Raw genomic sequence first — 25,451 nt, 5'->3', positions numbered from 1 at the left:
GGGTCCACGGTGAGCAACGAGGACGAGAAGTACGTCGAGTACCTGAAGCGTACGACCTCGGAGCTGCGGCGCACCCGGCGTCGGCTGCGGGAGCTGGAGGCCCGCGACGGCGAACCCATCGCCATCGTCGCGATGAGCTGCCGCTACCCCGGCGGCGTCGCCTCGCCCGAGCAGCTCTGGGATCTCGTCCGCGACGGCGGGGACGGCATCGGCCCGTTCCCCGCCGACCGGGGCTGGGACCTCGACCGGCTGTTCCACCCCGACCCCGACCACCCCGGCACCAGCTACGTCTCCGCGGGCGGCTTCGTCTACGACGCCGCCGACTTCGACGCCGACCTGTTCGGCATCAGCCCCCGCGAGGCCCTCGCCATGGACCCGCAGCAGCGGCTGCTGCTGGAGACCGCGTGGGAGTCGTTCGAGCGGGCCGGCCTGCCCGTGGCGACCATGCGGGGCAGCCGCACCGGCGTGTTCGTCGGCGCGGCCTCGCACGGCTACGACGGGATCATGGCGCAGGCCGAGAACGGCGAGGGGCACCTGCTCACCGGCAACGCGACAAGCGTCATCTCCGGCCGTGTCGCGTACACGCTCGGCCTGGAGGGGCCGGCCGTCACCGTCGACACCGCCTGCTCGTCGTCGCTCGTCGCGATCCACCTCGCCGCCCAGGGGCTGCGCAACGGCGACTGCGAGCTGGCCCTGGCCGGCGGCGTCACCGTCATGCCCACCCCGGCGGTCTTCGTCGGCTTCAGCCGGCAGCGCGGGCTGGCCGCCGACGGCCGGTGCAAGGCGTTCGCCGCCGCCGCCGACGGCACCTCCTGGTCCGAGGGCGTCGGCATGCTGCTGCTCGCCCGGCTCTCCGACGCCCAACGCCACGGCTACCCGATCCTCGCCGTCGTGCGGGGCAGCGCCGTCAACTCCGACGGCGCGTCCAACGGCCTGTCCGCCCCGCACGGCCCCTCCCAGGTGCGCGTCATCCGCCACGCCCTCGCCTCGGCGCGCCTGTCGCCGGTGGACGTGGACGTCGTGGAGGCGCACGGCACCGGCACCCGGCTCGGCGACCCGATCGAGGCGCAGGCGCTGCTCGCCACGTACGGGCAGGGGCGGGACACGCCGCTGCTGCTGGGGTCGGTCAAGTCGAACATCGGCCACACCCAGGCCGCCGCCGGCGTCGCCGGGGTGATCAAGATGGTGCAGGCCATCCGGCACGGCGTCGTGCCGCCCACCCTGCACGTCGACGCGCCGTCGCAGCACATCGACTGGTCGGCCGGCGCCGTGGAACTCGCCACCGAGGCGCGGCCGTGGCCGGCCGTGGACCGGCCCCGCCGGGCCGCCGTGTCGTCGTTCGGCGTCTCCGGCACCAACGCGCACACCATCATCGAGCAGGCCCCCGAGCCCGAGGCCACCGCCGAGGCCGTCGCACCCGGGCGGGCGCTGCCCGCCGTGCCGGTGCTGCTGTCCGCCCGCACCGACGCCGCCCTCGCCGTGCAGGCGGGCCGCTGGGCGGCCTGGCTGGACGCCGACGCCGACGTGCGTCCCGTGGACGTGGCGTGGTCGTCGGTCACCGCCCGCGCCGCCCTGGACAGCCGCGCGGTGGTCGCGGCGACGGGCCGCGAGGACCTCCTCGCCGGGCTGCGCGCCCTCGCCGCCGGCACCCCGGCCGGCAACGTCCTGTCCGGTACGGCCACCTCGCGCGGCCAGCTCGCCGTGCTCTTCTCCGGTCAGGGGGCGCAACGCCCCGGCATGGGTCGGGAGTTGTCCGCGGCGTTCCCGGTGTTCGCGTCGGTGTTGGACGAGGTGTGTGGGCATCTGGACCGTGGGCTGCCGCAGCCGTTGAAGTCGGTGCTGTTCGCTTCGGAGGGTTGCGCCGAGGTGGCGCTGCTGGATTCGACGGTGTTCACGCAGGCGGGGTTGTTCGCGGTCGAGGTGGCCCTGTTCCGCCTGGTGGAGTCGTTCGGTGTGGTGCCGGACTTTGTGGGTGGGCATTCGGTTGGTGAGATCGTCGCGGCGTATGTGGCGGGGGTGTTGTCGCTGGAGCATGCGTGTGCGTTGGTGGTGGCGCGGGGTCGCCTGATGCAGGCGTTGCCGGCCGGTGGCGGGATGTTGGCGGTGGCCGCGGCCGAGGCCGAGGTGCTGGCGTCGTTGGACGGGTTGTCCGATCGGGTGGGCATCGCGGCGGTGAACGGCCCGACTTCTGTTGTCGTGTCGGGTGCGGTGGACGCCCTGGACCAGGTGGAGCAGGCGTGGCGGGGTCGGGGGGTGCGGACGCGTCGGTTGGCGGTGAGTCACGCGTTCCACAGCCCGCTGATGGAGCCGATGCTGGAGAAGTTCCGGGCGGTGCTGTCGCGGCTGACGTTCGCCGCGCCCGAGTTGCCCGTCGTGTCGAACGTGACCGGGGCGCTGGCCGATCCCGACGAGATTCGCAGTGTCGACTACTGGGTGCGGCATGTGCGGGAGGCGGTGCGGTTCGCCGATGGGGTGGCGGCGTTGCGGTCGGCGGGGGTGGACACGTTCCTGGAGGTGGGTCCGCAGAGCGTGTTGACGGCGTTGACGGCCGAGGCGCTGCCCGAGGCTTCCGTGGTCGCGGTGGCTGCCCAGCGTCGGGATCGGCCGGAGGTGCCGGCTCTGCTGGCCGCGCTGGCGGAGCTGCACGTCAACGGGGTGTCGGTGGGGTGGCGGCCGTGGTTCGCCGACACCGGCGCGTCCCGGGTGGACCTGCCCACGTACGCGTTCCAGCGGGAGCGGTACTGGCCCGAGGCCGCCGCGGTCGCCGCCGCGCAGGCGGTCCACGCCGCCGGATCCGAGGGCGACTTCTGGGCCGCCGTCGAGCGGGGCGACCTGACCGAGGTGGCGTCCCACCTGGCCGTGCAGGACGATCCCGCCGCGATCGAGGCGCTCGCCCCCGCCGTACCGGTGCTGTCGTCGTGGCGGCGGGCCCGCCAGCGCGACGCGACGCTGGACGCCTGGACGTACCGCGTCGCCTGGCACCCCGTCCACCCCGCCCCGGCCGCGCCCCGGCCGGGCCGCTGGCTGGTCGTCACCCCCATCCACCCCGCCGATCTTGCACTTGCGGCCCCCGAAACGGGCGGAACGAGGCTTTTGTCGGGGCTGGAACTGCAAGATCGCGGGGTGGTGGCGGCGCTGCGCCGGGGTGGGGCGCGGGTCGAGGTGCTCGGCGTCGGCGGTGGGGTCGGGCGGGGCGAGCTGGGGGACGCGCTGCGGCGGCTCGGGGAGCCGGGCAGCGCGGGCGGGGAGACGGGGTGGGCCGGGGTGGTCTGCCTGCTGCCCGAGCGGGACGTGCCGCTGCCGGACGCCCCCGCCGTGCCCACCGGCACCGCGCTCCTGCTCACCCTCGCCCAGGCGCTCGCCGACACCGGACTGCCCGGCCGGCTGTGGTGCCTCACCCGGGGGGCGGTCTCCGTCGGCGGCGGCGAGCGCGTCGCCGACCCGTCGGCCGCGGCCGCCTGGGGCCTCGGGCGGGTGATCGCCCTCGAACAGCCCGACCGCTGGGGCGGCCTCGTCGACCTGCCCGCCACTGGCAGCGGCGTCGACCTGCCCGGCAGCGGCAGCGACAGCGGCGACGACCGGCTCGACCGGGCGAGCGGGGACGCCCTGCTCGCCGTCCTCGCCGACGCCGGCCACGACCAGGTGGCGATCCGCCCGCAGGGCGTCCTCGGCCGACGGCTGGTGCCGGCCGCCGCGCCGGTCGGTTCGGGGTGGCGGCCGTCGGGGACGGTGCTGGTCACCGGTGGCACGGGCGCGTTGGGTCGGCACACCGCCCGCTGGTTGCTGGCCAACGGGGCGGCCGAGGTGGTGCTGGCCTCCCGGCGTGGCCCGGACGCTCCCGGTGCCGACGGGCTGGTCGAGGAGCTGGGCGGGGCCGGGGCGGTGCGGGTCGTCGCCTGCGACGTCACCGACCGCGAGGCGGTCGCCGCGCTCGTCGCCGGGCTGCCCGCGCTCACCGCAGTCGTGCACACCGCCGGGATCGTCGACGACGGCGTCCTCGACGGCCTCGACCTCGACCGGATGCAGGCCGTCCTCGCCGGCAAGGCCACCGCCGCCCGGGTGCTGCACGACGCCACCGCCGGCCGGGACCTCGACGCGTTCGTGCTGTTCTCCTCCCTCGCCGGGGTCGTCGGCAGCGCCGGGCAGGGCAACTACGCGGCGGCCAACGCCTACCTCGACGCGTTCGCCGCGTGGCGGCACGCCCAGGGGCTGCCCGCCACCGCCGTCGCCTGGGGCGCGTGGGCCGCCGACGGGATGGCCGCCACCACCGCCGCGCTCACCGCCCGGCTCACCCGGGGCGGCATCAACCCGCTGCCCGCCGCCGAGGCCGTCACCGCCCTCGGCCGGGTCGTCAACGCCGCCGGGCCGGCCGTCACCGTCGCCGACGTCGACTGGGGACGCCTCGCCGCGTCCTGGGGGCGGCCGAACCCGCTGATCTCTGCCCTGCCCGGGGTGCCCGCCGTGGCGAGCGGCCCCGTCCGGGCCGTCGTCGTCGGCCGGTCCCTGGCGCAGCTCACCGAGCTGGTGCGCACCCAGGCCGCCGCGGTGCTCGGCTACCCGGCCGGGCGGCCGCTGCCCGACCGCGCCTTCCGCGACCTCGGCTTCGACTCGCTCACCGCCGTCGAGCTGCGCAACCGGCTCACCGCCGAGACGGGCACGACCCTGCCCGCCACCCTCGTGTTCGACCACCCCACCGTCGCCGAGCTGGCCGCCCACCTGCACGGGCTGACCAACCGGCTACCCGGCGACACCCCCGGCGACGTCGTCGCCGCCGGCACCGACACCCACCGCGAGCCCGTCGCCATCGTCGCGATGAGCTGCCGGTTCCCCGGCGGGGTCAGCTCACCGGAGCAGCTCTGGGACCTCCTCGCCACCGGCACCGACGCGATGACCCTGATGCCCGGCGAGCGCGGCTGGAACATCGCCGAGCTGTACCACCCCGACCCCGAGCACCTCGGCACCAGCTACGTGCGGGAGGGCGGCTTCGTCGCCGGGGCCGGCGAGTTCGACCCCGCCTTCTTCGGCATCAGCCCCCGCGAGGCCCTCGCCATGGACCCGCAGCAGCGGCTGCTGCTGGAGGCCACCTGGGAGGCGTTCGAGCGGGCCCGGATCGACCCGACCGCGCTGCGCGGCAGCCGCACCGGCGTGTACGTCGGCACCAACGGCCAGGACTACGGCTCGCTGCTGATGGCCGCCGGGGACGTCGACGAGAACTACCTCGCCACCGGCACCTCCGCGAGCGTCATCTCGGGTCGGCTGTCGTACACCTTCGGGCTGCACGGCCCCGCCGTCACCGTCGACACGGCCTGCTCGTCGTCGCTGGTCGCCCTGCACCTCGCCGCGCAGGCCCTCCAGGCGGGGGAGTGCGACCTCGCCCTCGCCGGCGGCGCCACCGTCATGGCCACCCCCGGCATCTTCGTCGGCTTCTCCCGCCAGCGCGGGCTGGCCGCCGACGGCCGGTGCAAGCCGTTCGCCGGGGCCGCCGACGGCACCGGCTGGGGCGAGGGCGTCGGCCTGCTGGTGCTCCAGCGGCTCTCCGACGCCCGCCGCGACGGCAACCCCGTCCTCGCCGTGGTGCGGGGCAGCGCCGTCAACCAGGACGGCGCGTCCAACGGGCTGACCGCCCCCAACGGGCCCGCCCAGCAGCGGGTCATCCGGCAGGCCCTGGCCAACGCCGGGCTCACCGCCGACCAGGTCGACGCCGTCGAGGCGCACGGCACCGGCACCACCCTCGGCGACCCGATCGAGGCCCAGGCGCTGCTGGCCACCTACGGGCAGGACCGCCCCGCCGACCGGCCGCTGTGGCTCGGCTCCATCAAGTCGAACGTCGGCCACACCCAGGCCGCCGCCGGCGTCGCCGGGGTGATCAAGATGGTGCTGGCGATGCGGCACGGGGTGCTGCCGCCCACCCTGCACGTCGACGAGCCCACCCCGCACGTCGACTGGTCCGCCGGGCACGTCGCGCTGCTCACCGAGGCCCGCCCGTGGGAGCCCGCCGACGGCGTCCGCCGCGCCGGCGTCTCCTCGTTCGGCATCAGCGGCACCAACGTGCACACCATCCTCGAACAGGCCCCCGAGGAGGAACCCGCGCAGGAGCAGGCCGCGCAGGAGGAGCCCGCGCAGGAGGAGGCCGCGCAGGAGGAGGCCGCGCAGGAGCAGGCCGCCGGGCCGGCCCGGGAGCTGCCCTGGGTGCTGTCCGGGCGCACCGCCGACGCCCTCGCCGCCCGCGCCCGCGACCTCGCCGCCCACCTCGACACCGTCGCCGACGACGCGCTCGCCGACGTCGGCTGGTCCCTCGTGGACACCCGCGCCGCCCACGACCACCGGGCCGTCGTCCTCGCCGCCGACCGCGCCGGCCTGACCGCCGCGCTGGGCGAGCTCGCCGCCGGCCGGCCCGCCCCGGACACCGTCACCGGCACCGGCACGCCCGGCGAGGTGGCCTTCGTCTTCCCCGGCCAGGGCTCCCAGTGGGTCGGCATGGCCGCCGAACTCCTCGACACCGCCCCCGTCTTCGCCGACACGTTCGCCGCCTGCGCCGAGGCCCTGCGCCCGCACGTCGACTGGTCGCCCGTCGACGTGGTGCGCGGCGCGCCCGACGCGCCGTCCCTGGAACGCGTCGACGTCGTCCAGCCCACCCTGTTCGCCGTCGGCGTCTCCCTCGCCGCCCTCTGGCAGTCGTACGGGGTCCGCCCCGCCGCCGTCGTCGGCCACTCGCAGGGCGAGATCGCCGCCGCGTACGTCGCCGGGGCCCTCACCCTCGACGACGCGGCGGCCGTGGTCGCCCTGCGCAGCCGGATCATCGCCGGCATCGCCGGGGACGGCGGCATGGTCTCCGTCGCCACCACCGCCGACGAGGCCACCGCCACCATCGCCCGCTGGGACGGCCGCGTCGCGCTCGCCGCCGTCAACGGCCCCACCTCCGTCGTCGTCTCCGGCGACTCCGCCGCCCTCGACGAACTCGTCGCCCACTACGAGGCCCGGGACACCCGGGTCCGCCGGGTGCCCGTCGACTACGCCTCCCACTCGGCGCACGTCGAGCCGCTGCGCGAGCAGCTCCTCGCCCTGCTCGCCGGGCTGACCCCCCGCACCGGCGAGATCCGGTTCCGGTCCACCGTCGAGGGCGACTGGCTCGACACCGCCGCCCTCGACGCCGACTACTGGTACCGCAACCTGCGGCGGACCGTCCGCTTCGACGAGGCGGTGCGCAGCCTCGTCGCCGCCGGCTACCAGACGTTCGTCGAGGTCAGCGCCCACCCGGTGCTCACCATGGCCGTGCAGGAGAGCGTCGAGCTGGCCGCCGCCGACCCGGGCGCGGTCACCGTCACCGGCACCCTGCGGCGCAACGAGGGCGACCTCGGCCGGTTCCACCGGGCCGCCGCCGAGGTCTTCACCGGGGGTACGCCCGTCGACTGGCGACCCGCGTACGCCGGGCTGCCCGCGCGCCGCCGCGACCTGCCCACGTACCCGTTCCAGCGGCAGCTCTACTGGCCTCGGCCCGCCACCGCCACCACCGCCCCGGCCGCGGTCCCCGCCGGCCCGGCGGACGAGTCCGACGCCCGGTTCTGGGCCGCCGTCGAGGACGGCGACCTGGCCGCGCTCACCGCCGAACTCGCCGCCGCCACCGACGGCGGCACCGTGCCCGAGGCGGCGTTCGCCGACGTGCTGCCCGCCCTCACCGCCTGGCGACGCCGGCACCGCGACCAGGCCACCATCGACTCGTGGCGGTACCGCGACGCGTGGCTGCCCGTCGGCGCGGACGGCGGCGACGAGCCCGCCCTCGCCGGCACCTGGTGGCTGGTCACCGGCCCGGACGACACCGCCGCCGACACCGGCACCGACGGCAGCGCCGCCGGACCGCAGCAGGCCGATGCCGCGCTGGCCGCGTTCACCCGCGACGCCCTCGCCCGGCACGGCGCGACCGTCGTACCCGTGGCCCTGGCCGGCGAGCGGACCGACCGCGACGCCCTCGCGGCCCGGCTGCGCGACCTCGCCGCCGCCCACCCCGCCGCCGGGATCGTCTCCCTGCTCGCCCTCGACGAGACGCCCACGCCCACCCACCGCCACGTGCCCGTCGGCTTCGCCGGCACCGTCACCCTCACCCAGGCCCTCGGCGACGCGGGCGTCCGCGCCCCCCTGTGGGCGCTGACCCGCGGCGCGGTCTCCACCGACCCCGCCGACCCGCTGCCGCACCCCGGGCAGCAGCTCGCCTGGGGCTTCGGCCGGGTCGCCGCCCTCGAACACCCCGACCGCTGGGGCGGACTCGTCGACCTGCCCGCCGACCCCGACGACACCACCGCCCGCCGCCTCGCCCGCGTCCTCGCCGGCGCGGACGGGGAGGACCAGGTGGCCCTGCGCCGGGCCGGCGCGTTCGGCCGGCGGCTGCTGCGTGCCCCGCTCGGCGACGCCCCCGCCACCCGCGCCTGGCGGCCCTCCGGCACCGCCCTCGTCACCGGCGGCACCGGCGCCCTCGGCGGGCACATGGCCCGCTGGCTCGCCGCCAACGGCGCGTCCCACCTGGTGCTGCTCAGCCGGCGCGGCCGGCAGGCCGACGGCATCGCCGAGCTGGAGGCCGAGCTGACTGGGCTCGGCGCGCGGGTCACCGTGGCCGCCTGCGACGCCGCCGACCGCGACGCCCTCGCCGCCGTCCTCGCCGACCTGCCCACCGAGCACCCGCTCACCGCCGTGGTGCACACCGCCGCCGTCCTCGACGACTCGGTCGTCAGCGCGCTCACCCTCGACCAGGTCGACTACGCGCTCAGCGCCAAGGTCACCGCCGCGCTCAACCTGCACGAGCTGACCCGCGACCACGACCTCGACGCGTTCGTCCTGTTCTCCTCCATGGCCGGCACCGTCGGCAGCTCCGGCGTCGGCAACTACGCCCCCGGCAACGCGTTCCTCAACGCCCTCGCCGAGCACCGCCGCGGCCTCGGTCTCCCCGCCACCTCCATCGGCTGGGGCGCCTGGGGCGGCGGCGGCATGGCCGAGGGCGACTTCGGCCGGATGCTGCACCGCCACGGCGCGCCCGAGATGCACCCCCGGCTCGCCGTCGCCGCGCTGCACCAGGCCGTCGAGCACGACGAGACGTACCTGACCATCTCCCACATCGCCTGGGACCGGTTCTACGTCGCGTTCACCGCCACCCGGCCCGGCCCGCTGATCGCCGAGATCCCCGAGGCGCAGCAGCTCGCCGCCAGCAAGGGCGTCGCCGAGGCGACGGAGACCGACGACGCCGGCCCCGCCGCCGCGTTCGGCCGGATGAGCGCCGACGAGCGCCGCGCCGCGCTGCTCGACCTGGTCCGCGGCCAGGCGGCCACCGTCCTCAAGTACGCCGGCGGCGACGCCGTCGACCCGCACCACGCGTTCCGGGACCTCGGCTTCGACTCGGTGACCGCCGTGGAGCTGCGCAACCGGCTCGCCACCGCCACCGGGCTGCGCCTGCCGGTGACCCTCGTCTTCGACTACCCCACCCCCACCGTCCTCGCCCGGCACCTGCACGAGGAACTCGGCGGCGGGGCCGAAACCGTCACCCAGAACGCGTCCGTGCCGCTCGCCGACGACGAGCCCGTCGCCATCGTCGCCATGTCCTGCCGGTTCCCCGGCGGGGCCGTCGACCCCGAACGGTTCTGGCAGATGCTGCACGCCGGCCGCGACGCCGTGTCCGACCTGCCCGGCGACCGGGGCTGGGACATCGACCGGCTGTACGACCCCGACCCCTATTCCTCCGGCACCTCCTACGTCCGCAGCGGCGCCTTCCTCTACGAGGCGGCCGACTTCGATGCGGCTTTCTTCGGCATTTCGCCCCGTGAGGCCCTTGCGATGGATCCGCAGCAGCGGTTGTTGCTGGAGGCGTCGTGGGAGGCGGTGGAGCGGGCAGGGGTTGATCCGGCGGGGTTGCGGGGTTCGCGAACAGGGGTGTTCGTCGGCACGAATGGCCAGGACTATGGGGCCCTGCTCATGGTGGCCGTGGACGACGTGGAGGGCTTCGCGGGCACGGGGAACGCGGCGAGTGTGGTGTCGGGTCGGGTGGCGTACGCGTTGGGGTTGGAGGGGCCGGCGGTGTCGGTGGACACGGCGTGTTCGTCGTCGCTGGTGGCGTTGCACCTGGCGGTGCAGGCGCTGCGGCGCGGCGAGTGCGATCTCGCGCTGGCCGGTGGCGTCACCGTGATGGCGACGCCGGGGCTGTTCGTGGAGTTCTCCCGGCAGCGCGGCCTGGCCGCCGACGGCCGGTGCAAGGCGTTCGCGGCCGGCGCGGATGGCACCGGTTGGGGTGAGGGTGTCGGGGTGCTCCTGGTGGAGCGGTTGTCGGACGCGCGGCGTAACGGGCATCGGGTGCTTGCGGTGGTGCGGGGTTCTGCGGTGAATCAGGATGGGGCGTCGAACGGGTTGACTGCGCCGAATGGTCCGTCGCAGCAGCGGGTGATCCGGCAGGCTCTTGCGTCGGCGGGGTTGTCGGCTGCGGATGTGGACGTGGTGGAGGCGCACGGCACGGGCACGACGCTGGGTGACCCGATCGAGGCGCAGGCGCTCCTGGCCACGTACGGGCAGGACCGGGGCGACGCCGCGCCGCTGCTGCTCGGCTCGGTCAAGTCCAACATCGGGCACACGCAGGCCGCCGCCGGCGTCGCCGGGATCATCAAGATGGTCCTCGCCATGCGGGAGGGTGTCGTCCCGGCGACGCTGCACGTGGATGCCCCGTCGCCGCACATCGACTGGTCGGCGGGTGCGGTGGAGTTGGCCACCGAGGCGACGCCGTGGCCGGGGACGGGTCGTGTCCGGCGGTCGGCGGTGTCGTCGTTCGGCATCTCCGGCACCAACGCGCACGTCATCCTCGAACTGCCCGAAGACCTGCCCGCCGCCGAGGCCCCCGACACCGACGACGCGGGCGGTCCGGGCCTGATCGCCGCCGGGGTGACGGTGTGGCCGGTGTCGGCGCGGTCGAAGGCGGCCCTGGCTGGTCAGGCGGCCCGGCTGGCCCGGCACCTGCGGGAGCACGGTGGCGTGGAGCCGGCGGTGGTCGGTTGGTCGCTGGCGACGACGCGGTCGACGTTCGACCAGCGGGCCGCTGTGGTCGGTTCGGGCCTGCCCGAGTTGCTGTCGGGGCTGGATGCTCTGGCGTCCGGTCTGCCGGCGGGCAACGTGGTGTCCGGTGTCGCCTCTGGTCACGGTGTGGGTCCGGTGTTCGTGTTCCCGGGGCAGGGTGCGCAGTCGGCGCGCATGGCGGCCGGTCTGGTGGGTCGCACTCCGGTGTTCGACGCGCAGTTGGCGGAGTGTCAGCGGGCCCTGGCTCCGTTCCTGGACGTCGACCTTGTCTCCGTGTTGACCGGGGATGACGAGTCGTGGTTGGAGCGGGTCGAGGTGGTGCAGCCGGTCCTGTGGGCCGTCGGCGTCGCCCTCGCGGCGGTGTGGGAACACGCGGGCGTGTCCCCGCAGGCGGTGGTCGGTCATTCGCAGGGCGAGATCGGTGCGGCGTGTGTGGCGGGGATCCTGTCCCTCGACGATGCGGCGAAGACGGTCGCGCTGCGGTCGCGGGCCTTGGCGGTGTTGCGGGGGACTGGTGCGATGGCGTCGGTTGACCTGTCCGCCGTCGCGGTGACCGCACGGCTCGCGCAGTTCCCGGGTGTGGGTGTGGCGGCGGTGAACGGTCCGGCGACGGTGGTGGTGTCGGGTCCGCCGCAGCCGGTCGCGGACCTGGTGGACGCCTGCCAGGCCGACGGGGTCCGGGCCCGCCTGATTCCGGTGGACTACGCCTCGCACTCCCCGTCGGTGCAGGACGTCGCCGAACGCCTCCGCGCGGACCTGGCCGACGTGACCCCGCAGCCGGGTCGGGTTCGGCTCGTGTCGACGTTGACGGGTGACTGGGTGGACCCGGGGAGCATGACGGCGGACTACTGGTATGACAACCTGCGGCAGACGGTGCAGTTCGACGCGGCCGTGCGGGTGGCCGTGGCGGTCGGGCACACGACGTTCGTGGAGATCAGCCCGCATCCGGTGTTGACGATGCCGGTGACGGCGATCCTCGACGACGCCGGGGTCACCGGCCACACGATCGGTAGCCTGCGCCGCGGTGACGACGACCCGACGCGGCTGCTGACCAACCTGGCCGCCGCGCACGCGATCGGCCTGCCCGTCGACCTGACGAAGGTCCTCGCCGAGGCCGGCACCGTGCCGCTGCCCACGTACGCGTTCGACCGGGATCGGTTCTGGCCCACCAAGGCCGAGCTGGCCGGCGCGGAGGAGGCCCCGAGCGGCGTCGACTCCGCGTTCTGGGCCGCCGTCGAGCGGGAGGACCTGGCCGCGCTCGCGGAACTCACCGCGCAGGACGCCGCCGACTCCCTCGAACGGCTCGGCGCGGCCCTGCCGGTGCTCGCCTCCTGGCGGCGACAGCAACGCGAGCGCTCCACCCTGGACGACCTGCGCTACCGCGCGGTCTGGCAGCCGTACACCGGCACGCCCGTCAGCTTCCTCTCCGGCGACTGGTGGGTCGTCGCCGACGAGCGCCGCGCGGGGGAGGGCGAGGCGGCCGTCGCCGAGCTGACCCGCCGGGGCGCCGACGTGCGGCTGGTGCTGTTGCCCGAGGACCTGACCGACCGGGCCGCCGTCGCCGCCCACCTGGCCGCCGCGACCGGCGACGGCGACGGCGGGCGGGCCCCCGCCGACGGGGTGCTGTCGCTGCTGGCCCTCGCCGACGGCGCGGTCGACGACACCCAGCCGGTGCCGCCCTTCCTCGCCCGCTCCCTCGCCCTGGTCCAGGCCCTCGGCGACCTCGACGTGGCCGCGCCGCTGTGGTGCGTCACCCGGGGCGCGGCCGGCACCACCCGGGGCGGGACGGTGGACCGGCCGGAGCAGTCGCTGCTGTGGGGCCTCGGCCGGGTCGTCGCCCTGGAACACCCCGAGCGGTGGGGCGGGCTGGTCGACGTGCCGGCCACCCTCGACGACCACGGCTGGGACCTGCTCTGCGCCGCCCTCGCCGGCCTCGACGGCGAGGACCAGGTCGCCGTCGACGGGGCCACGATCCTCGTCCGCCGGCTGGTCCGGGCCCCCGGCGGGACCCCCGCCGCCGACGAGCCCGACCACCGGGGCACCACCCTCGTCACCGGCGGCACCGGTGCGCTCGGCGCGGAGGTGGCCCGCTGGCTGGCCGCCCGGGGCGCCGAGCACCTGCTGCTGGTGAGCCGCCGGGGCGTCGACGCCCCGGGCACCGCCGACCTGGTCCGGGAGCTGACCGGGGCGGGCACGCGGGTCACCGTCGCCGCCTGCGACGTCGCCGACCGGGCCGCCCTGGCGAAGCTGCTCGCCGAGGTGCCCGCCGACGCGCCGCTGACCGCCGTCGTGCACGCGGCGGGCGTCCTCGACGACGGGGTCCTCGACGGGCTTACCGCCGACCGGATCGCCACCGTGCTGCGGCCCAAGGTGCTCGGCGCGCTGCACCTGCACGAGCTGACCGTCGGCCGGGAGCTGCGCGCGTTCGTGCTGTTCTCCGCCATGGCCGGGCAGCTCGGCGCGGCCGGGCAGGGCAGCTACGCCGCCGCCAACGCGTACCTCGACGCGCTGGCCGAGCAGCGGCACCGGCAGGGGCTGCCGGCCACGTCGATCGCCTGGGGACCGTGGGCGGCCGGCGGGATGGCCGCCGCCGACCCGGCCGTGGAGGAGCGCCGCCGCCGCACCGGCGTCGCCCGCCTCGACACCGCCCCCGCGCTCGCCGCGCTCGCGGCCTGCGTGGCCCGGCGGGAACCGGCGACGCTGGTGGCCGGCATCGACTGGGCGCGGTACGTGCCCGGGTTCGTCGCCGTCCGGCCCAGCCCGTTGCTCGCCGGCATCGCCGAGGCGCAGCAGGCCGCCGCCGCGCGGGCCGACGACGCCGGACCGACCGCCGAGTCCCTCGCCGCCCTGCTCGCCGGGCAGACCGACGCCGAACGGCGCAAGACCCTCCTCGACCTGGTACGCGGCCAGGCCGCCGCCGTGCTCGGGCACGCCTCGATGGACGCGGTCGAACCCGACCGGGCGTTCCGGGAACTCGGCTTCGACTCGCTGACCGCCGTGGAGCTGCGCAACCGGCTCACCGCGGCGACCGGCGTCCGGCTGCCCGCCACTGTCGTCTTCGACTACCCGACCGCCGCCGGCCTCGCCGAATACGTGCGGGCGGCGGTCGTCGACGGCGGGGTGGTCGCCGTCGCGCCGGTCTTCGGGGAGCTGGACAGGCTGGAGGCGGCGCTCACCGGCTCCGCCCCGGACCGCAGCGCCCGGATCCGGATCACCGAGCGGCTGCGGGCGCTGCTGGCGTCCCTCAACGCCGACGACGCCCCGGCGGGCGCGGGCGGGGACACCGTCGCCGAGAAGCTCCAGGACGCCACCCCCGACGAGGTCTTCGACTTCATCGACCGGGAGCTGGGGGTGTCCTGACGTGAACGCTGCCGGGGCGACGGACCAACACGGGTCGATGGGCCAACACGGGTCGACGGGTCAACACAAGGAGTGGGCGGTCCATGGCTGACGAGGCGAAGCTTCTCGACTACCTCAAGCGGGTCACCGCCGACCTGCACCAGGTGCGCCAGCGCCTGCGCGAGGTGGAGGCCGGCGAGCAGGAACCGATCGCCATCGTCTCCATGAGCTGCCGCTTCCCCGGCGGGGTGCGCTCGCCCGAGGACCTGTGGGACGTCGTCGCGTCCGGCCGGGACGTGGTCGGCGACTTCCCGGCCGACCGGGGCTGGGACCTGGGGGCGCTCTACGACGCCGACGGCGAGCAGTCCGGCACCTCGTACACCCGGCAGGGCGGCTTCGTCCACGACCTCGCGGACTTCGACCCGGGTTTCTTTGCGATCTCCCCCCGCGAGGCCCTGGCGATGGACCCGCAGCAGCGGTGGCTGCTGGAGACCTCGTGGGAGGTCTTCGAGCGGGCCGGCATCGACCCGCACTCGCTGCGCGGCAGCCGCACCGGCGTCTTCGCCGGCTCCACCGGCCAGGACTACGGCGGCGTGCTGATGGGCGCGGCGCAGGGCCTGGAGGGGCACCTGATGACCGGCAACGCCGGCAGCGTCGTCTCGGGCCGGATCTCCTACACCTTCGGCCTGGAGGGGCCGGCGGTCACGATCGACACCGCCTGCTCGTCGTCGCTGGTCGCCCTGCACCTCGCCGGGCAGGCGCTGCGGCAGCGGGAGTGCACCCTCGCCGTCGTCGCCGGGGTCACCGCCATGTGCACCCCGGCCGCGTTCGTCGAGTTCTCCCGGCAGCGCGGGCTGGCCGCCGACGGCCGGTGCAAGGCGTTCGCCGCCGCCGCCGACGGGACGGGGTGGTCCGAGGGCGTCGGCGTGCTGCTGCTGGAACGGCTCTCCGACGCGCAGCGCAACGGCCACCCGATCCTCGCCGTGGTGCGGGGCTCCGCCGTCAACCAGGACGGCGCGTCCAACGGACTGAGCGCCCCCAACGGGCCGTCACAGCAGCGGGTCATCCAGCAGGCGCTGGCCAACGCCGGCCTCGCCGCCGGCGGCGTCGACGTGGTGGAGGCGCACGGCACCGGCACCCGACTCGGCGACCCCATCGAGGCGCAGGCGCTGCTCGCCACGTACGGGCAGGACCGGGGCGGGGCCGCGCCGCTGCTGCTCGGCTCGATCAAGAGCAACATCGGGCACGCGCAGGCCGCCGCCGGCGTCGCCGGTGTGATCAAGATGGTGCTCGCCATGCAGCACGGCGTCGTGCCGCCCACCCTGCACGTCGACGCCCCCACCCCCCAGGTCGACTGGGACGCCGGCGCCGTCGCGCTGGTCACCGAGCCGACCCCGTGGCCGTCCGTCGCGCGTCCCCGCCGGTCGGCGGTGTCGTCGTTCGGGGTGTCCGGCACCAACGCCCACGTCATCGTCGAGCAGGCCCCGGCCGTCGAGCAGGCCCCGGCCGACGCCGCGCCGCCGGCCGACCGGCCGGTCGTGCCGGTGCTGGTGTCGGCCCGCGACGCCGCCGCGCTCGCCGCCCAGGCCGGCCGCTGGGCCGACCGGCTGGCCGCCGACGCCGACCTGCGCCCCCTCGACGTCGCCTTCTCGTCGGCCGCCACCCGCTCCACCCTTGAGCACCGGGCGGTCGTCGCCGCCACCGGCCGCGACGACCTCGCCGCCGGGCTGCGGGCCCTCGCCGCCGGGGACCCGTCCGGCGCGGTGGTCGGCCAGGCCGCCGACCGGGGTCCGCTCGCGGCGCTGTTCTCCGGTCAGGGCGCGCAGCGCGCCGGCATGGGCCGCGAGTGGTACGCCGCGTTCCCGGTGTTCGCCGCCGCGTTGGACGAGGTGTGCGGTCACCTGGATCCGTTGCTGCCGCAGCCGCTCAGGGGGGTGCTGTTCGCGGAGGCGGGCACGCCCGAGGCGGCGTTGCTGGATCAGACGGTGTTCACGCAGGCCGGTCTGTTCGCGGTCGAGGTGGCCCTGTTCCGCCTGGTGGAGTCGTTCGGGGTGGTGCCGGACTTCGTGGGCGGGCATTCGGTCGGTGAGATCACCGCCGCGCACGTGGCCGGGGTGTTGTCCCTCGCGGACGCGTGCGCGCTGGTTGCGGCGCGGGGTCGCCTGATGCAGGCGTTGCCGGCCGGGGGTGGGATGCTCGCGGTCAACGCGGCCGAGGCCGACGTGGCGGAGTCGATCGCCGGTCGGGTCGACGTCGGGATCGCCGCCGTCAACGGGCCCACGTCCGTGGTGGTCTCCGGTGCGGTCGAAGCCCTGGACGAGGTCGAGCAGCTCTGGCAGGGCCGGGCCGTACGCACCCGCCGGCTCACCGTCAGCCACGCGTTCCACAGCCCGCTGATGGAGCCGATGCTCGCCGAGTTCCGCGCGACCCTGGAGACGCTCACCTTCGCCGCGCCCGCGCTGCCCGTCGTGTCCAACGTGACCGGGGCGCTCGCCGACGGCGACGACCTGCGCACCGCCGACTACTGGGTGCGGCACGTCCGCGAGGCCGTCCGCTACGCCGACGGGGTCGCCGCGCTGCGCGCCGCCGGGGCGGGCACCTACCTGGAGATCGGGCCGTCGAGCGTCCTCACCGCGCTGACCGCCGAGATCCTCGCCGACGCCGAGGGCATGCTCGCCGTCGCCGCCGGCCGCAAGGACCGGCCCGAGGCGGACGCCCTGCTCACCGCCCTCGCCGAACTGCACGTGCACGGGGCCGCCGTGGACTGGCGGCCGTGGTTCGCCGGCACCGACGCCACCCGGGTCGACCTGCCCACGTACGCGTTCCAGCACCAGCGGTACTGGCCCGAGGCCGGCGTCGGGTGGACCGGCGACGTCACCGCCGTCGGCCTGCGCCCCGCCCAGCACCCCCTGCTCGGCGCGGCCGTCGGCGTCGCCCACGCCGAGGGCTTCCTGTTCACCGGGCGGCTCGCCCGGCGTACCCACCCGTGGATCAGCGACCACGTCGTCTTCGACACCGTGCTGCTGCCCGGCACCGGCTTCGTCGAGCTGGCGTTGCAGGCCGGCGCGCACGTCGGCGCGGACCACGTCCGCGAGCTGACCCTGGAAGCGCCGCTGATCCTGCCCGAGACCGGCGGCGTCGACATCCAGCTCTGGATCGGCCCCGCCGACGACACCGGCTGCCGGTCCGTCTCCCTGCACTCCGCCGTCGACGGCGAACCGGCCGAGGACGGCGAGCGCGGCTGGACCCGCAACGCCAGCGGCGTGCTCGCCAGCGGCCCGGCCGCCCCCGGTGGCCCGCCCGGCTGGTCCGACCTCACCGCCTGGCCGCCCCCCGGCGCCACCGAGGTCCCCACCGACGACCTGTACCTCAACCTCGCCGCCCAGGGCTACGACTACGGCCCGTCCTTCATCGCGCTGCGTTCCGCCTGGCGGCGCGGCGACGACCTCTTCGCCGAGCTGGCCCTGCCCGAGACCCCGGCCGCCGAGGCCGGCGGGTACGGGCTGCACCCGGCGCTGCTCGACGCCGCCCTGCACACCCTCGGCCTCACCACGCCGGCCGGCGAACCGTCCGGCGCGGACGTGCCGCCCGGCTACGGCCGGCTGCCGTTCTCCTGGAACGACGTCGCCCTGCACGCGGCCGGCGCGGCGGCGGCCCGGGTCCGCGTCTCGCACACCGGCACCGACAGCGTCTCCCTGCTCCTCGCCGACGTCGACGGCGCGCCGATCATCTCCGTCGGCTCCCTCGTGCTGCGGCCCGTCTCCGCCGACCAGCTCCGCGTCGCCTCCGGCGGCGGCACCGAGTCGCTGTACCGCATCGAGTGGGCCCCGCTGGCCCTGCCCGCCGGCCCGTCGGGCGCGGACTGGGCGGTCGTCGGCGACGCCACCGGCCTCGCCGACGCGCTCGCCGCCACCGGGACGGCCGTCGCCGCGTACCCCGACCTGGCGGGCCTGGCCGCCGCGCTGGACGCCGGCACGGACGCCCCCGGCGTGCTGGTCCTGCCGTTCCTCGACCCGCCGGCCACCGGCGACGTGCCGCGCGCCGTCGCCGGGGTCACCCACCGGGCGCTCGACGTGTTGCAGCGGTTCCTCGCCGACGAGCGGTACGCCACCTCCCGGCTCGTCGTGCTCACCCGGGGCGCCGTCGCCACGGCCGCCGACGCCGACCTGACCGACCTGGCCGGCGCGGCCGTCATCGGCCTCGTCCGCTCCGCGCAGTCGGAGAACCCCGACCGGTTCCTGCTGGTCGACGTCGACGACCCGGCCGGCTGCGCCGCCGCCCTCGTCGCCTCCGTCGACACCGACGAGCCGCAGGTCGTCATCCGGGCCGGCGTCGCCGCCGGGGCCCGGCTCACCCGCGTGCCGGCCCCCGCCGAGCCGCCCGCCACCCCGTTCGACGGCGACGGGACCGTGCTCGTCACCGGCGCCACCGGCACCCTCGGGCAGCTCATGGCCCGCCACCTCGTCACCGTCCACGGCGTCCGGCACCTGATCCTCACCAGCCGGCGCGGCCCGGCCGCCGCCGGCATCCCCGAACTCTGCGCCGAACTCGCCGAACTCGGCGCGACCGTCACCGCCGCCGCCTGCGACGTCGCCGACCGCGACGCCGTCGCCGAGCTGCTCGCCGCCATCCCCGCCGCCCACCCGCTCACCGCCGTCGTCCACGCCGCCGGGGTACGCGACGACGGCGTCGTCTCCTCGCTCACCCCCGAACGGATGGACGGCGTGCTGCGGCCCAAGGTCGACGCCGCCTGGCACCTGCACGAGCTGACCGCCGGCTTCGACCTGAAGGCGTTCGTCTCGTACTCGTCGCTCGCCGCCACCGCCGGCGGCCCCGGCCAGGGCAACTACGCCGCCGCCAACGCGTTCCTCGACGGCCTCGCCCAGCACCGCCGGGCGCGCGGCCTCGCCGCCCTCACCCTCGCCTGGGGCCTGTGGGCCGACCGTAGCGGCATGACCACCGAGCTGGACGACGTCCACCTCAACCGGATCTCCCGCTCCGGTGTCGCCGCCATGGAGGCCGAGGAGGGCCTGGCCCTCTTCGACGCCGCCTGCCGCCGCACCGACGCCGCCCTCGTGCCCGCCCGCCTCGACCTCGCCGCGATGAAGGCGCAGTTCGCCGGGGGCAGCATCCCGCCGCTGTACCGGGCCCTGATCCGCACCCCCGCCCGCGCCGCCGCCGCGACCACCGGCGCGTCCCTGGTCCAGCAGCTCGCCGCGCTCGGCGACGCCGCCCGCGCCGCCGCCCTCGTGGAGATCGTCCGGGGGCAGGCCGCCGCCGTGCTCGGCTACCCCGACCCGGCCGCCATCGAGCCGCGCCGGGCGTTCAGCGAGTTCGGCTTCGACTCGCTCACCGCCGTCGAGATGCGCAACCGCCTCAACAACGCGTTCGGGATGCGGCTGCCCGCCACCCTCGTCTTCGACTACCCCACCCCGGCCGACCTCGCCGCCCACCTCGGCACGGAGATCGCCGGCACGCCGGTGCCCGTCCGGCCCGCCACCACCAGCGTGGCGGTCGGCGACGACGAGCCCCTCGCCATCGTCGGCATGGCCTGCCGCCTCCCCGGCGGCGTGTGGTCCCCCGACGACCTGTGGCGGCTCGTCGCCGACGGCGTCGACGCGGTCACCGACCTGCCCACCGACCGGGGCTGGGACCTCGACAGCCTCTACAGCCCCGACCCCGACGCCACCGGCACCTTCTACGCCCGCGGCGGCGGCTTCCTGCGCGGCGTCGACCGGTTCGACCCCGGCTTCTTCGGCATTAGCCCCCGCGAGGCCCTCGCCATGGACCCGCAGCAGCGGCTGCTGCTGGAGACCACCTGGGAGACCTTCGAAAGCGCCGGCATCGACCCGGCCACGCTGCGGGGCAGCAGCACCGGCGTGTTCGTGGGCACCAGCGGCCAGGACTACGGCAGCCTGCTCGCGTACTCGCCGGAGGCCGCCGAGGGCTACATGCTGACCGGGATGACCAGCAGCGTCATCTCCGGCCGGGTGGCGTACACGTTCGGCCTCGAAGGGCCGGCGGTCTCCCTCGACACGGCCTGCTCCTCGTCGCTGGTCGCCCTGCACTGGGCCGGTCAGGCGCTGCGTTCCGGCGAGTGCGACCTCGCCCTGGCCGGCGGCGTGATGGTGATGGCCACCCCGACCGCGTTCGTCGAGTTCTCCCGCCAGCGTGGCCTGGCCGCCGACGGCCGGTGCAAGTCGTTCGCGGCGTCGGCCGACGGGACGGGCTGGTCCGAGGGCGTCGGCATGCTCCTCGTGCAGCGGCTCTCCGACGCCCGCCGGCAGGGCCGGCACGTCCTCGCCGTGGTACGCGGCACCGCGATCAACTCCGACGGCGCGTCGAACGGTCTCACCGCGCCGAACGGTCCGTCGCAGCAGCGGGTGATCCGGCAGGCCCTGGCGAACGCGCGGTTGTCCACGTCGGACGTGGACGTGGTGGAGGCGCACGGGACGGGCACGACGCTGGGTGATCCGATCGAGGCGCAGGCGTTGCTGGCGACGTATGGGCAGGACCGTCCCGGTGACCGGCCGCTGTTGTTGGGGTCGGTCAAGTCGAACATCGGTCATGCGCAGGCGGCGGCGGGTGTGGCGGGTGTGATCAAGGTGGTGCAGGCGATGCGGCACGGCCTCGTCCCGGCGTCGTTGCACGTGGACGAGCCGTCGCCGCACATCGACTGGTCTGCGGGCGCGGTGGACCTGGTGACGGAGGCGACGCCGTGGCCGGTGGTGGACCGGCCCCGCCGGGCGGCGGTGTCGTCGTTCGGGATCTCCGGCACCAACGCCCACGTCATCATCGAGCAGGGCGACGAGCCTGCGGCCCCGGCCGCCACCGGCGTCTCCGGGCTGCTGGCCGCCGACGTGACGGTGTGGCCGGTGTCGGCGCGGTCGAAGGCGGCCCTCGCCGGTCAGGCCGCCCGGCTGGCCGCGTACGTGCGGGAGCACGGCGTGCTGGACACCGCTGCGGTCGGTTGGTCGCTGGCGACGACCCGGTCGACGTTCGACCAGCGGGCCGCTGTGGTCGGGTCGGGGGTGGAGGAGTTGCTCGCCGGGTTGGAGGCGCTCGCCGCCGGTCTGCCGGCGGGCAATGTGGTGTCCGGTGTCGCCTCTGGTCACGGTGCTGGTCCGGTGTTCGTGTTCCCGGGTCAGGGTGCGCAGTCGGCGCGGATGGCCGCCGGTCTGGTCGGCCGTGCGCCGGTGTTCGACGCGAAGCTGGCCGAGTGTCAGCGGGCCCTCGCCCCGCATCTCGACGTGGATCTCGTGTCCGTGCTGACGGGGGACGACGAGTCGTGGTTGGAGCGGGTCGAGGTGGTGCAGCCGGTCCTGTGGGCCGTCGGCGTCGCCCTCGCGGCGGTGTGGGAGCACGTGGGTGTGGTGCCGCAGGCGGTGGTGGGTCATTCGCAGGGTGAGATCGGTGCGGCGTGTGTGGCGGGGATCCTGTCCCTGGAGGACGCGGCGAAGACCGTCGCGCTGCGGTCGCGGGCTTTGGCCGTGTTGCGGGGCACTGGGGCGATGGCGTCGGTGGACTTGTCCGCGTCCGCGGTGGCGGAGCGGCTGTCCGGGTTCCCGGGCGTGGGCGTGGCCGCCGTGAACGGTCCCGCGACGGTGGTGGTGTCGGGTCCGCCGCAGCCGGTCGCGGACCTGGTGCAGGCGTGTCAGGCCGATGGGATCCGGGCGCGGTTGATCCCGGTGGACTATGCCTCGCATTCCCCGTCGGTGCAGGAGGTGGCGGAGCGGCTCCGGGCGGATCTGGCCGACGTGGCCCCGCAGCCGGGTCGGGTCCGGCTGGTGTCGACGTTGACGGGTGACTGGGTCGACCCGGGGAGCATGACGGCGGACTACTGGTATGACAACCTGCGGCAGACGGTGCAGTTCGACGCGGCCGTGCGGGTGGCCGTGGCCGCCGGGCACACCACGTTCGTGGAGATCTCCCCGCATCCGGTGTTGACGATGCCGGTGACGGCGATTCTCGACGACGCCGGGGTCACCGGCCACACGATCGGTAGCCTGCGGCGGGGTGACGACGATCCGACGCGGCTGCTGTCCAACCTGGCCGCCGCGCACGCGATCGGCCTGCCCGTCGACCTCACCAAGGTCCTCGACGAGGCCGGCACCGTGCCGCTGCCCACGTACGCGTTCGAGCACCAGCGGTTCTGGGTGGAGCCGCCCGTCCACCGGGCGCAGGACGTCGCCTCCGCCGGCCTCCAGGACGCCGGACATCCGCTGCTCAGCGCCACTCTCACCTTCCCCGACAGCGAGCGGATGGTGTTCACCGGCCGGCTGTCGGTGCGTACCCATCCGTGGCTCGGGGAGCACCGGGTGATGGACAACATCCTGCTGCCCGGCACCGCGTTCGTGGAGCTGGCGACGTACGCGGGGGAGCAGGCCGGCTGCCCGAGGGTGGACGAGCTGACGCTGCTCGCCCCGCTCGTCCTGCCCGAGCTGGGCTCCCTCCAGGTGCAGCTCACCGTGGCCGAACGCGACGACGACGGCCGGCGGACCGTGCAGTTGCACTCCCGCCCCTACCGGGACGGCTCCGACGAGGTCCTCGCCGACGTGGCCTGGACCTGCCACGCCACCGGCCTGCTCGCCCCGGCCCCCACCGACCCGCCCGCCTTCGACCTCGGGGTGTGGCCGCCGCCCGGCGCGACCCCCGTCGAGAACGACGACTTCTACTCCGGCATCGAGGCGACCGTCTTCGGGTACGGGCCGGCGTTCCGCGGCCTGCGTGCCGCGTGGACCCGGGGCGACGAGGTCTTCGCCGAGGTGGAGCTGCCCGCCGACCACCACGCCGAGGCGGGCCGGTTCGGGGTGCACCCGGCGCTGCTCGACGGCGCGTTGCAGGCCATGTCGATCGGCGGGTTCCTCGGCCGGATGGGCGACGGCGGCGACGCCACCGTGCCCCGGCTGCCGTTCGCCTGGACCGGGGTGTCCCTGCTCGCCGCCGGGGCCACCGCCCTGCGGGTGCGGGTCAGCGCGGCCGGCGAGGTCGGCGTCGCGTTCCAGGTGGCCGACGCCACCGGCGCGCCGGTGCTGCACGCCGAGTCCCTGATCATGCGCCGGGTCTCCGGTGACTCCCTCGGCGCGGCCCGCTCCGGCCGGCACGAGTCGCTGTTCCAGGTGGACTGGCCGGCGCTGCCCGTGCCGACCGGCCCGGTGCCGGCGGCGACCCGCTGGGCGGTGCTCGGCGGCGACGACCTGCCCCTGAGCGCCGCCTGCGAGTCGGCCGGCGCACGGGTGCGCAGCGACGTGGACCTGGACTCGCTCGGCGACCTGCTCGCCGGGGGCGAGCCCGCGCCCGAGGCGGTGATCGTCGGGGTCGGCGGCGGCGGGGACGACGAGGGGCCGGGCCTCGCCGCGCAGGCGCGGGCCACGACGCACCGTACCCTCGCGGCGGTGCGGACCTGGCTGGCCGACGACCGGTTCGCCGGGTCCCGGCTGGTGCTGGTCACCCGCGACGCGGTCGCGGCGGGCGCGCAGCCGGCGGTCAACCTGGCCCAGGCCCCGGTGTGGGGCCTGCTGCGCACCGCGCAGCTCGAACACCCCGGCCGGCTGCAACTGGTCGACCTGGACGCCGACCCGGCCAGCGCCGCCGCGCTGGCCCCCGCGATCGGCTCCGGGGAGCCGCAGCTCGCGGTGCGGGCCGGCCAGGTGCGCACGCCGCGCCTCGGCCGGGTCCCGGCGGGGGTGGAGCCGCTGCCCGGCGGCGTCGACCCCGACGGCACCGTGCTGATCACCGGCGGCACCGGCGTGCTGGGCCGGATCCTGGCCCGGCACCTCGCCACCACCCACGGCGTGCGGCACCTGCTGCTGGCCGGGCGGCGCGGCGCGGCGGCCGACGGCATCGGCGACCTGGTCGCCGAGCTGGCCGAGGCCGGCACGCGGGTGACCGTCGCCGCCTGCGACGCGGCCGACCCGGACGCGCTCGCGGCGCTGCTGGCCGGGGTGCCCGCCGCGCACCCGCTCACCGCCGTCGTGCACGCCGCCGGTGTCCTCGACGACGGCGTGCTGGAGTCGATGACCCCCGACCGCGTCGACGCGGTGGCCGTGCCGAAGATCGACGCCGCGTGGCACCTGCACCGGCTCACCGCCGGCCTGGACCTCGCCGCGTTCGTGCTGTTCTCCTCGGCGGCGGCCACGCTGGGCAGCGCCGGCCAGGCCAACTACGCGGCGGCCAACGCGTTCCTCGACGCGCTCGCCGCGCACCGGCGGGCCCGGGGGCTGCCCGGCATCTCCCTCGCCTGGGGCCTGTGGGAGCAGGCCAGTGGCATGACCGGCCACCTCGGCGACGCCGACGTGCGGCGCATCGCCGAGCAGGGCGCGGCGGGCCTGGCCACCGGGCAGGCCCTCGACCTCTTCGACGCGGCGTGGCGGCTCGACGCGGCGGCCGTCGTGCCGATGCGCCTGGACGTGCCGGCGCTGCGCGCCCAGGCCGAGGCGGGCGCCCTCGCGCCGCTGCTGCGGGCCCTGGTCCGGGCCCCGATGCGGCGCTCGGTCGACGCCGGTGCCCGCGCCGGCGGGGTGCCGCTCGCCCAGCGGCTCGCCGGCCTGGCCGGCCCCGAACGGCTCAAGGTCGTGCTCGACGTGGTCCGGGCCAACATCGCCGCCGTCCTCGGCCATGCCAGCGCCGACGCCATCGACCCGGGCCGCCTCTTCACCGACCTGGGCTTCGACTCGCTCACCGCCGTCGACCTGCGCAACCGGCTCAACGCCCTGTCCGGGCTGCGGCTGCCGGCGACGCTGGTCTTCGACTATCCGACGCCGACCGCGCTCGCCGAGCGGCTGGCCGGCGACATCGCCGCCGACGCGGCCCCGTCCACCCAGCCCATCTTCTCCGGCATCGACACCGTGGAGAGCCTGCTCACCACCATCCCGCTCGACCCGGCGGCCCGGGACCGGTTCACCGCCCGCGTGCGGGACCTGCTCGCCAAGGCGACTGACCTCGCCGCCGGCCCCGCCGCGGAGCAGGACCGGCCCGATCTCGACGCGGCCAGCGACGACGAGATCTTCGACTTCATCAGCAAAGAGTTTGGAATCTCCTGAGATGACCGACTTCCGGATCGAGGCAGGTGC

At 76.2% G+C, this 25,451-nt stretch carries 2 protein-coding genes; both read left to right on the top strand.

Annotated elements, in window-relative coordinates:
* The first annotated feature begins 9 nt into the window (after positions 1-9).
* On the top strand, positions 10-14,400 hold the full coding sequence (locus HDA31_RS19370) for a type I polyketide synthase (RefSeq protein ID WP_178064097.1): 14,391 nt from the start codon (positions 10-12) through the stop codon (positions 14,398-14,400).
* 83 nt (positions 14,401-14,483) lie between these two features.
* Complete coding sequence (locus tag HDA31_RS19365) at positions 14,484-25,421, top strand: type I polyketide synthase (protein WP_178064098.1); 10,938 nt, start codon at positions 14,484-14,486, stop codon at positions 25,419-25,421.
* Positions 25,422-25,451: the final 30 nt, after the last annotated feature.

This window comes from Micromonospora carbonacea, assembly GCF_014205165.1.
Taxonomy (GTDB): Bacteria; Actinomycetota; Actinomycetes; order Mycobacteriales; family Micromonosporaceae; genus Micromonospora; species Micromonospora carbonacea.
This window is presented reverse-complemented; position numbering and strand designations above follow the sequence as displayed.

Bases quoted from the DNA above. Each gene is read 5' to 3' on its own strand.
- HDA31_RS19365 (WP_178064098.1), top strand. From the start codon at position 14,484: ATGGCTGACGAGGCGAAGCTTCTCGACTACCTCAAGCGGGTCACCGCC.